The sequence below is a fragment of the Photorhabdus sp. HUG-39 genome, from assembly GCF_963878365.1.
GTDB lineage: Bacteria > Pseudomonadota > Gammaproteobacteria > Enterobacterales > Enterobacteriaceae > Photorhabdus > Photorhabdus kayaii.
This window is the reverse complement of sequence record NZ_CAWNWY010000018.1, coordinates 84,861-95,889: the sequence shown is the minus strand read 5'-3', so window position 1 is coordinate 95,889 and position 11,029 is coordinate 84,861. Positions and strand designations below refer to the sequence as shown.

The 11,029-nt window shown below is 43.0% G+C and carries 11 protein-coding genes and 3 pseudogenes; 5 read left to right on the top strand and 9 right to left on the bottom strand.

Annotated features, from left to right (window positions below):
- From AAC155_RS13350 to cueO, 5 genes and pseudogenes are all read right to left on the bottom strand, one after another.
- Positions 1–103 (bottom strand): annotated as a pseudogene (locus AAC155_RS13350) (IS5/IS1182 family transposase); the annotation flags it as partial.
- Between the two features lie 707 nt (positions 104–810).
- Positions 811–948 (bottom strand): annotated as a pseudogene (locus tag AAC155_RS13345) (ClpX C4-type zinc finger protein); the annotation flags it as partial.
- Between the two features lie 208 nt (positions 949–1,156).
- Positions 1,157–1,612 (bottom strand): hypothetical protein, encoded by a 456-nt coding sequence (locus AAC155_RS13340; protein ID WP_191214861.1) that lies wholly within the window; start codon positions 1,610–1,612, stop codon positions 1,157–1,159.
- Positions 1,613–1,652: 40 nt separating this feature from the next.
- Entirely contained in the window at positions 1,653–1,877 is a 225-nt protein-coding gene (locus AAC155_RS13335) for a hypothetical protein (protein ID WP_011145218.1), read from the bottom strand.
- A gap of 268 nt (positions 1,878–2,145) precedes the next feature.
- Complete coding sequence (cueO, locus tag AAC155_RS13330) at positions 2,146–3,690, bottom strand: multicopper oxidase CueO (RefSeq protein WP_113042717.1); 1,545 nt, start codon at positions 3,688–3,690, stop codon at positions 2,146–2,148.
- Positions 3,691–4,019: 329 nt separating this feature from the next.
- Here cueO and AAC155_RS13325 point away from each other — a divergent pair, with 329 nt between their 5' ends.
- The 3 genes from AAC155_RS13325 (at position 4,020) to speD (ending at position 6,166) form a co-directional block, all read left to right on the top strand.
- Positions 4,020–4,367 (top strand): YacC family pilotin-like protein, encoded by a 348-nt coding sequence (locus AAC155_RS13325; RefSeq protein WP_011145216.1) that lies wholly within the window; start codon positions 4,020–4,022, stop codon positions 4,365–4,367.
- A 112-nt stretch (positions 4,368–4,479) separates the two neighbouring features.
- Positions 4,480–5,343 (top strand): polyamine aminopropyltransferase, encoded by an 864-nt coding sequence (gene speE / locus AAC155_RS13320; RefSeq protein WP_113042716.1) that lies wholly within the window; start codon positions 4,480–4,482, stop codon positions 5,341–5,343.
- A 28-nt stretch (positions 5,344–5,371) separates the two neighbouring features.
- Positions 5,372–6,166 carry an adenosylmethionine decarboxylase gene (speD, locus tag AAC155_RS13315; RefSeq protein WP_113042715.1) on the top strand — a complete coding sequence of 265 codons (795 nt, stop codon included), beginning with the start codon at positions 5,372–5,374 and terminating at the stop codon, positions 6,164–6,166.
- 80 nt (positions 6,167–6,246) lie between these two features.
- Here the strand turns inward: speD and AAC155_RS13310 are convergent, their stop codons facing one another.
- Positions 6,247–6,786 carry a cysteine hydrolase family protein gene (locus AAC155_RS13310; RefSeq protein WP_113042713.1) on the bottom strand — a complete coding sequence of 180 codons (540 nt, stop codon included), beginning with the start codon at positions 6,784–6,786 and terminating at the stop codon, positions 6,247–6,249.
- A 236-nt stretch (positions 6,787–7,022) separates the two neighbouring features.
- Here AAC155_RS13310 and AAC155_RS13305 point away from each other — a divergent pair.
- Together AAC155_RS13305 and AAC155_RS13300 are read left to right on the top strand one after the other, a co-directional pair.
- A pseudogene (locus AAC155_RS13305) lies at positions 7,023–7,203 on the top strand (type II toxin-antitoxin system HicA family toxin).
- A 21-nt stretch (positions 7,204–7,224) separates the two neighbouring features.
- Complete coding sequence (locus tag AAC155_RS13300) at positions 7,225–7,635, top strand: type II toxin-antitoxin system HicB family antitoxin (RefSeq protein ID WP_113042712.1); 411 nt, start codon at positions 7,225–7,227, stop codon at positions 7,633–7,635.
- 130 nt (positions 7,636–7,765) lie between these two features.
- Here the strand turns inward: AAC155_RS13300 and AAC155_RS13295 are convergent, their stop codons facing one another.
- The 3 genes from AAC155_RS13295 to agaF are packed head-to-tail and all read right to left on the bottom strand — an operon-like array spanning position 7,766 to position 11,014.
- On the bottom strand, positions 7,766–9,670 hold the full coding sequence (locus AAC155_RS13295) for an enterotoxin (RefSeq protein WP_113042710.1): 1,905 nt from the start codon (positions 9,668–9,670) through the stop codon (positions 7,766–7,768).
- 39 nt (positions 9,671–9,709) lie between these two features.
- Entirely contained in the window at positions 9,710–10,570 is an 861-nt protein-coding gene (locus AAC155_RS13290; protein WP_113042709.1) for a tagatose bisphosphate family class II aldolase, read from the bottom strand.
- A gap of 9 nt (positions 10,571–10,579) precedes the next feature.
- Entirely contained in the window at positions 10,580–11,014 is a 435-nt protein-coding gene (gene agaF / locus AAC155_RS13285) for a PTS galactosamine/N-acetylgalactosamine transporter subunit IIA (protein WP_112877043.1), read from the bottom strand.
- Between the last annotated feature and the right edge of the window lie 15 nt (positions 11,015–11,029).

Below are 11,029 nucleotides of genomic sequence, written 5' to 3'. Positions count from 1 at the left end.
GGCGGTGTTCAACATAAGGATGTCCCGGCCGTTGAGAATGTTCGGGGGGCAATAAGGGGAGCAGTAACTCCCATGCTTCATCAGGAAGGTCGTAACGAGCCATAACAGGTTTTTTCCGAAAGTCAGAGCCAGGGGATTATTCTATCTCAATCTATTGCGGGACACAGCCTAACAATATTGTTGCACAATTCCTTTCCCTTAGGATATCTCAAGGTAAGTACGGCATAAGAATAAGGATGTTTATAGTATCCAGAAGAGAAACCAATCTATATACTCATTATCTTTCAAGTTGCCTCTTTGTTGGCTGCACTCTCTCACCCCAGTCACATCGTTATCTATGCTCCCGGGGATTCGCTCCCTTGCCGTCGCGATCCATCTTGAAATCCATAGGGTATAATCGAATGGTAATTATCAAAAGTTCTTCGAAAATATGGGGTATCTCAAACAAAGATTAAAGATGGTTTCTGATGATCACTATGTCTATGGCAACATCTTTAATTTGGGATTAGGTTGTAACAAAACATTAGCGGCAACTCTGTAAAGCTTAGTTTCTTCATCATAAGTTTTACTTATATTTTTCCCACTCACAAAATATAACGTCATCCCATCAGCACAAGGTAGAATTTCTATTAATTTTTTCCTTTTAAGAGTTCTAAGAGCCTTATGTAAATCATCAATGCTTATTTCCAATGTTTCTGCAAGGATTTCATCGGAACAAATAACCGAACTTTCAATAAAACAGCCAGAATTATATGCCAAAAACGTATATAGTGAGGCTGAGTGAGGATGACTTACTGCTAAAACTTTAAGCTTTTTTTCTTCATCAATGATTCCCTGACTCAAAGCAACACATTCATTGCAGATGTAAACGCTTGGACCAGCAATTAATTTAGCTACTTCATCTTGCTTTTTCCCACAAAAGGAGCAGTACAAACATTTTTCAGTCATGATGCCTCCACCATTCAATAACTCATGACAAACTGAAATACTCCAGGTAGCGCCAGTTGTTACTGCTATTCTTTACTCATAGAAAACGCAAAGTTTCTATATTCTATCTGCCATGTATTGAACAACATTAAAAAAAGAGACTACCAAGTCTATCTTGTTAAATTTCTTCGGACTGATGAACTACAAAACCTATTTGAGACGTTTTACCTCAATTAGATTTATCTTTAATAACTTCCTGGAACTTATCATAGGTTTCAGGATTAAAAAGCGATAGAGACTCTATCTGCTCAAGCGGAAGAACATGACGAAACTGATACACACTCAAAGGCTTTGAAGTTAGTGTAATACCTTCATTCCTGTAATGATCAGCATAATTATGCTCGGCACAAAATGTCAGCGTATCTTTATCTCTGTAACCACTCATAAAAGGAATGATAACGATAGTATCGGTATCCAAATGATGAAATCTCGCTTCATCAACCATTCCAACATAAACTTTTCTCGACTTTAAAGTAATTAACAGCAACAGACCACTTTCAATTGATTCCAAAAGAAGGCTTTCAATAGCACTATTAGATGCAATTTCTTTAAAAATACCATTGCGCTTTTCAGGATTTCTAAAATCTTTCTCTGCGTTATAGGATGCACTGATACTGATCAACACGGTAAAACTTAACAATAACCACAGCTGCCCACATTGATAGTTATCCCTCTTTTTTAGTACTCAACCACTCAACGTTTAAAGCGAAAGCCCGCTGAACATCAGGATTACAACGATTCAGAGTAACCGTTCCAGAACGATTAATGATGAACTTTTCATCTTTCTGATCAGCATCAGAACAAGTTTCTTTATGTGCGCCAACGAGGCGTGCCATCACCCTTTCCGGAGAAACAAGAGCATATCCCATATTCTTGAAAAAACTAGACATTTCACCGCTCCTTCACTGAGTAACAAACAAACAACTGTATCATAGTCTAATACCTGCGGTAATCACTGACAATACTTTGTTGTGTCCATTTACTGCTGATTAAGCATCTATCAACACCAGTTCATAGTAGAAGCAATTGCGTATAACCTTTGTTCTATAATGTACATCCTATAACAATAATTCATTGAAAAGACTACATAACTACGGACTATAAGGCACAGTGAGGCCGACTCTGATAAGCCAAACCAGAGTCAATCTGTTAACAAAATTATTTACTAACAGTAAAACCTAGCATCATACCGGTATCTTCATGTTCTAGTAGATGACAATGCGCCATAAATGGGTGTTTCGCTCCCGCAGTATGCTTGAACTGGACCAGCACTTCGCTCTCCTTACCTTCCACATGAACAATGTCTTTCCAACCACTACGATGAGCAGCAGGCTTGCGGCCATTTTCACTCAAAATACGAAAACGGGTGCCGTGAATATGGAACGGATGCAGCATCATATCGCCAGCTCCTGAAATCACCCAACGCTCATACTGCCCCTGTTTCACATCAAAAGCGGGTTCTGTTATGGAGAAAGCCTGCCCATTAATGGTGTTCGCATGATGGAAATTTAATTCACCACCATGATGCATATCTCCGTGGTTCATATTCTCATGATGCATTCCCATACCCGCCATAGCCCGCTCACCGTAGCGCTGAGACAACATCATCATTCCCTGCATATCCAGACGACTATCCATAGCCAGATGTAAACGACGCTTATTCAAACCGTTAAAAGAAGGCAATGCAGGAAGCGTGACAAGCTGCTCCGATAGTATAGTGCGGCTAGAGAAAAGCTGAGGTCGAATGCGTAAAACAGGCAGTGACCGATCAAATGGCGGTAATGTCATTCCTATCTGAACCACAGGTAACGTCACCAGATCGAAAGATTTGCCATCCGAAGCATCTATCACTACCTCAAAACGTTCTCCCGCCAGAATCGGTAACTCATTAACCGCAACCGGTTCTGCTAACAAACCACCATCACTGGCAACAACATACAATTGACGGCCATCACTGGTCGCAATATTGAGGCTGCGAGCATTACAGCCATTTAGCAAACGCAAACGTAACCAGCCGCGTGGTGCAGTATGTTGGGGTAAAACAATACCGTTGGTCAGCATCATATCGCCAAACCAACCAACAGCAGCACTCATTACATCCAACTGATAATCAATCTGCCCCTCGTTATTCAAGCGCTTATCCTGCAATATCACAGGAATATCATCCACACCCCATCGGTTTGGTAAACCCGTATTGATGCTGTTCTCATCTTCAATCAAGACTAATCCACCAAGCCCCATTGCAACCTGATAACCCGTCTTGCCATGCGTATGCGGATGGAACCAACAAGTCGCTTCCGGTTGTTCAGGCGTAAAACTGACCGTCCGGTTCCCTCCTGGCGCAATCATCGCATGCGGGCCACCATCGGCTTCCCCAGTAATTTCCAAGCCATGCCAATGAACAGTGGTCTCTTCGGGTAGATGATTACGAATATCAATAGTGACAGGTTTACCTGACGTCAATTTCAGTGCCGGACCGAGTAAATCACCGTTATAACCCCAAGTTTTAGTCACCACTCCTGCGTTAAAACTGGATTGTCCTGCTTTGATTTCAATAATGATTTTACCTACCGCATCTGGCTCTAGTTGTGGAGGGATAGGTAATCCCGGATAAGATTCAGCAAAGGAGAAACGACTCCATGCAGGCAACATACTAGATAGACCCATAATGGCACTGAATTTAATAAAATCACGTCGTTGCATATTCACCTCCTAGTCAAATCAACCAAAAAATCGCTATACCCTATGGATTTCAAGATGCATCGCGACGGCAAGGGAGCGAATCCCCGGGAGCATAGAGAACTATGTGACCGGGGTGAGTGAGTGCAGCCAACAAAGAGGCAACTTGAAAGATGACGGGTATAACAAAAAACATCTCATAAAGAAAACATAAGGGCTACCCTTACAGGAAGGTCAAGCGAAGGGAATGTGATTTAAGTCGATCTTTACAGTAATTTTAAAAAATAAATTTTTCCTAACAAAGATATTAATATGTTAACGTAATATGACACTGAATGATTATAATAATACAAATGCGAAAATTAGCTCTCTTGACTTACATACTCGTTCTTTTCGGTCTTTCCCACCCCGCAAAAGCGCTGACAGAAAATGAAGCTGAAGATCTGGCCGATCTGACAGCAGTGTTTATCTACCTGAAATATGACTGTGGTTACAGCCAAATTCCTGACCGGGAAATTAAACGAGCCATTATTTATTTTGCTCAACGCAATAAGTGGGATTTAACTAATTACAACAGCCAATTGATGGACAAGCTCAATGAAGAAAGCTACCAAGACCTCAAAGGAATTTACCTGTCCAATGCGATAAAGTGCCATGCTCTCGCCAGAGATTCGCTGAGTTTATTCGCCTACGTTAAATAGTCCTTTTCCTCATCCCTCTAAAGGGGTAAATTTCACCGTGCAACTATGAGAATTGTTGGCTATTATGTGCACCCAATTTTCATGACTGTCACAGTGGAGGAAAAGCCGGGATATGTCACAAAAAGAAATTTGGTACGAAACCCTGCACGCCAACTTTGGTCAGTATTTTTCCGTCGATAAAGTGCTTTATCACGATAAAACTGAGCATCAGGATTTGATCATCTTTGAAAACGCGGCATTAGGCCGCATTATGGCGCTGGATGGCACAATACAAACAACTGAACGTGATGAATTTATCTACCACGAAATGATGTCTCATGTTCCTTTGTTCGCCCACGGGAACGCCAAACGAGTACTGATTATCGGCGGCGGTGATGGCGGTATGTTACGTGAGGTCTGCCGTCATCAATACCTTGAAAGCATCACTATGGTTGAAATCGATGCTGGGGTAGTTGAATTCTGCCGTCAGTATCTGCCTAACCATAATGCCGGTGCTTATGATGATCCACGCTTTAATCTGATCATTGACGATGGTGTTAATTTCGTTAATACCACCGATCAAAAATTCGATGTCATTATCTCTGACTGCACGGACCCGATCGGGCCCGGTGAAGGATTATTTACATCTGAATTCTATCAAGGTTGCCAACGTTGTCTGAATGAAGGTGGCATCTTTGTTGCTCAGAATGGTGTTTGTTTCTTACAACAGGACGAAGCAGTCACCAGCCATAAAAAATTGAGCAACTATTTTGCTGACAGCGGCTTCTATCAAGCTGCCATTCCAACCTATTATGGCGGAATGATGACCTTTGCCTGGGCAAGCCAGAACCCGGCACTACGCCATGTGGATCTGGCCACATTGCAACCGCGCTTTGACAACGCAGGTTTTACCTGCCGTTACTACAATCCAGCCGTTCATGTAGGTAGCTTTGCTCTACCACAATATCTGCTGGATGCACTATCTGAGAACCCATAATCACCCATTAGCCAGGAGGTGAAATAAATTGCACAAGCTGAAATTGCACGGTTTTAATAACCTGACAAAAAGCCTGAGTTTTTGTATTTACGATATCTGTTATGCCAAAAGCCAAGCTGATCGGGATAGTTATATCGCTTACATTGACGAACAATATAACGCTAACCGTTTAACGGAAATCCTCAGCGAAACCTGTTCGATCATTGGTGCAAATATTTTAAATATCGCCCGCCAGGACTATGACCCACAAGGGGCAAGCGTTACCATACTCGTCAGCGAAGAGCCGATGGACCCGAAGGATGTAGACAACACGGAAAACCCAGGTCCGTTACCTGATTCTGTCGTTGCCCATTTGGATAAGAGCCATATCTGTGTTCACACTTATCCAGAGAGCCATCCGGGCGGCGGCATATGCACTTTCAGAGCTGATATTGAAGTATCAACCTGCGGTGTTATTTCACCTCTCAAAGCGCTGAACTATCTGATCCACAAATTAGAATCAGATATTGTCACAATGGATTACCGCGTCCGTGGTTTCACCAGAGATGTGAATGGCATGAAACACTATATCGATCATGAAATCAGTTCTATTCAGAATTATATGACTGAAGAAGTGCAATCGCAGTATTACATGATGGATGTTAATATTTATCAGGAAAATCTATTTCATACAAAAATGATGCTAAAAAGATTTGACCTGAATGATTATCTATTTAATGCCACACCAGAGCAACTGAGTGAAACTGAAAAGCAGAAAATTACCCATCTTTTGAAAAAAGAGATACAAGAAATTTATTATGGCCGTAATTTACCCGCTGCTTAGTTAATATTTAGCTGGCAGGTGCCAATATTCACCGGCATCTGCCAGATCAATTTCCAACTGTATTAACACATTATCCCAATTTACATGCCTAACGCGGTACTCATTATAATTTCAGCACCATAAATGGTTTTAAGATAATTAAGGGCATCTTCCTGATCGACACCGGGAAACACACACACAGCATCTGACAAGACTTTGATTCGATAACCGCGTATAAACGCGCCATAGGCCGTATGCCTAACACAACAATGGGTATGTTGGCCGGTTAACACAACTTCCGTCACACCATATGCTTTCAAAACCTCTTCCAGATCGGTTCCATCGAAAGCCCCATAAAATCGCTTAGGCAAAACAATTTCACGATCTGCTCCAACAGGAGCCAATGCTTCAATGACATTAGCACCTAGCGTTCCAGCCATTGCATGCCTGCCCCAAATACTCATTTCCCGATCACCGGATCGATGAGCATCATTAGCATAAACCACCAGCCAATCACGATGGCCCCGAGCATGATCAATCAGCCGTTTAATTACTGGTACGATCTTCATCGCATCCGCCTCATTGGCGAGCGCTCCTGTGACAAAATCATTCAGCATGTCAATTATGATCAACGCTTTCATTAATTTTTCCCTTTAAGTGGATTCTTAAAAAAACAATTACTGTGACTTACTTCCACCACTAAGTTACAGGCAATTCTGACAAGATCTTCTTATGATTCATACTAGCTCATAAAACCGAGCTGGTCGGCTTTTTAGCTATTCCATTAGCTAATAACAACGTCAATACCCGCTAGCCTTGACGCATAACATTGTAGGGTTACTATAACCCCATCAAGACAAAACAAGAGAACCGGAGGATGGATAGTAGAAACGCGATAGCAATGATCGAAGCTGAAGGATGGTATCTCGTGAGGGTTTAAAGGTAGTCACCATCAATTCAAACATCCAACCAAGCAAGGATTGGTAACGGTAAAACACCCACAAAAGGATATACCTTTACCAACATTGAAAAGTATCAAGAAACAGGCGGGACTTTAAGTCCACTTCTCGGAGGTGTAAATGTTATATCCAGTTGCGATTGATAAAGGCCATTCATCCTTTGGCGTCCGTGTCCCTGATATCCCGGGTTGCTTTTCTGGAGGGGATAATTTTACAGACGCACTAGAAAGCGTCCGCGAAGCAATTGAAGCGCATATCGAATTGCTGATTGATGATAATGAATCAGTACCAGAAGCGACAAGCGTAGAAAACCACCTTGCCGACCCTGAATATATAGGAGCAATATGGGCATTAATTGATGTGGATATTACACGATTAATGGGAAAGTCAGAGAAAATCAACGTAACTCTTCCATCATTGCTAATCCGCCGTATCGATCAATTCGTCGCAAATCATCCAGAATACGGGAGTCGTTCAGGTTTTCTATCACACATAGCGGCAGAAAAAGTTATTAGCAGAACCAAAATCTAATATGTCTGAAATGTTAATTTATTGACAATATGCTGATTTTTTTCTGATAAGACACCATCACAATAATTTCCCAAAATAATCACTGCCCCGAATAAAGTCGTTTATTCAGGGCAGTTTAATAACACTGTGATTATTTCGATGGGGTCAAAGAAAAGGTCAGTGTCTCTAACGGTTGAAGGGTAATCAACGCCGTTTTATTAATAAACTTCGGCAACGAGTTGTTCTCGCCATAATCGATATTAACGTCATATACCGAAGGTTGATTATCCGGTAACTCAAGATCACTTTGCAGATCCAGATAATATTGTTTCACTTCATCAGCAGGATTGCGCAAAGTAATAATCGACTTTTTCGGACTCCAGGCTCCCCAACCGTACACCGCTAGATCGGTAGGATCTTTACCAATCCAATGGGTATCAAACAGCACATCTTTATTTTTCTCTGACCATTTCGCCGCGTTTGCCAGCATATCCCAATCCTCGGTGGTCAACAGTTCAGGAGTAACATACATCTCTTGTAACTGAGTGCCGCTGCCAAAATAGCTCCAAACCTGATCGGCAAAATCTTTAGGTGACTGTTTATCCAGATGCTTAGCCTGTTTAGCATAAACAATGCCATGCAGCATCAACGAATTCAGTGGGAACAGCGGCCCCTTTCTGACGACATTACGATAAGTTTCTGCATCACGATAGGTAAGCCACTGCTGCACTTTGGAACCTGTACCGTGAAACTCCACATCATAGCCGCCACGCCAAATAGAGTCGGCGAAAAATAGCCAAGAAGGCGTGGCTTTGGTGCCTGTGGTCAAGTTGATAAACAGCTCATTGCCTGTACTGCGCATATCTTCAATCAGATGGATAGCGGCATCAAAATCACTGGTGAATGAACTCCCCTTAATCACACGATCAGCATTGCCGGTGCCATCCAGCTTAAACATGGATACATTTTGTTGTTGAATCAGGTTGAGTACCCGGTTATGGAAATTGGCGTAGTAATTAGGGCCTGAGAGCGCAAATCTGCCATCTATCACTTCATAACCAAACTCCTCCGCATGAGAAACACGCTGCTCACCCGGTTTACCATAACCGCCCCAAGGAGAAAGCCAAATACCTAAACGAGCACGATATTGATCTGCTTCCTGTTTGAGATTTTTGAACTCATGGGGAAATGCCTGACTAAAACCCCAATCGCCTTTAAGATTATCCCAACCATCATCAAACAGATAACCACCCAACTTCACACTGCGCTTAGTCACCAGCTCCTGCCCAAACTGCTTGATACGGGTCAACGCCTCTTGTTCGGTATAAGGCGTGAAATAACCAATATCGTACCAAGAGTTGTAATGTAGGTAAGGACTATATTTTCGCGGACGCGCATTGTTCAAAAACTCATTGACGTTGCGCCGCAATTGCCCTTCCTGATAAACACCAATATACGTCTTATAACTTAACGTTTTCCCCGGCTCTAACGGGATAGAGAGCGCAATTTTTTGCGAAGCGCTCCCTTTATAAGCCTCAGTAGTAATCAATGGATTACCGGGAACAATAAAGAAGTTATCGCTGACAATCGGTGAACTGACGATAGAGCCGTGAACAAAAGGGGTTTTAGTGCGAAATGGCATCAACGAGACAGAGCTGAGCTCCAACGGGTTTTCCTGCGGTGTAATAGTGATTTCAAACGAGCCGTACTTATCTTTATCCTCCACAGTAATGATATTTTTTACCTGAATGTCGCCATGTTTCAGGGAGACAACAATACGATTGCGCTTTTTGCTAATGTCAGTAATCTGAAAATCTTTAGCCGTGAGCTTTTCTCCCGATTTCAACGTGATTTCAAACAGATTGTCAATGATGATTTGATCGTGGTTTGTTGGATTTTCAAATTTTAATTGCGTCACTTTACCGTGTTCGTCGCTAACCGTTGCATGGTAATTGTTACCGTCCAACAGCCAGCTATCTGCCCAGACTGGGGTGTTATACAACATGGAACTCGCTAATAAACTTAACGTGATTTTATTTAACGTTCTTATTTTCACAGCAGTTTCCTTAATAGTCAGGATGAAAAAATAGAACCTTCACGAATACAGCTTACCTGCACTGCCACAAATCCGGATTTTTTCTTCTACTACTGCCTGCATAGCCTGTTTTCCTGGCGCGATATATTTACGTGGATCATTCGCATCTGGATGCTGAATGAAATAACGCTTTACCGCATCAGAAAAAGCAATTTTCAGATCGGTCGCCACATTGACTTTGCATACACCAAGACCAATCGCCTGCTGTATCATCACTTCAGGAATACCCGATGCACCATGTAGCACCAACGGAATATCCACCTGTTCACAGATTGCCGCTAGCCGATCAAAATCCAAATGCGGTTCACCATGATACAAACCATGCGCAGAACCAATCGCTACCGCCAGAGAATCAATACCGGTACGGGCAACAAAGGCTTTTGCTGCCAGCGGATCGGTAAAAAAACTATCGGCACTGGAGACCTGCAAATCATCTTCCTGCCCGCCTAGCCGCCCCAATTCCGCCTCAACGCTAACATCGTAACGATGGCAAAATCGTACCACCTCAGCCACCTTACGAATATTCTCTTCAAAGGGTAAATGCGAGCCATCAATCATTACCGAGCGCACACCTGCGGTCACTTTATGACTGATATCCTCCAGTTCCTCATGATGATCGAGATGCAACGCTAGCGGCAGATTGTGGCGACGAGCAGCATCCTGACAGATTGACACTAGGTAGTTAGTCCCCGCATAACTGAAAGTACTCGGCGTACCTGCCAGAATAACCGGTGATGACAAGCGTGCAGCGGTTTCCGCTACCACCTGGACAGTTTCCAGATTATGGACGTTAAAAGCAGGAACCGCATAGCCTTCACGCAGGGCTTTTTTCAACATTTGACGACTGGAAATCAGATACATATAAGCTCCTCAAATGCCATCCAGATTCGGGCTGTCATACCCTCGTTTCTGCTGTTCATGCCACAAGCTGGTTAATCCCCGCCGCCCGCACTCCAGCGCCGTATCACGAAATGTTTCCAGCGTCATACCTTCACGATCTAGCACCATCTCTACCGCCAATTGCATATTCGTACCGGCAATAACTTCATAACATGGATTAGCTATTGCCAGTTGCGCCGCCTGTCGAAATGGTGATCCACCCAGTAAATCACTGAGAATAATGATACCCTCACCACTATCACAGGCTGTGCAGGCCGCCTCCAACAACACCAATAATTGTTGCGTACTGATTCCCTCAGGAAAATCGACAGCACAGCACTGCGGTTGTCGTCCGACAACTTGTTCCACTGCCTGCAACAACCCACTGGCGAAATGTCCATGACCGGTGATTACAATACCTAACATTCCCTCTCCTCGGTG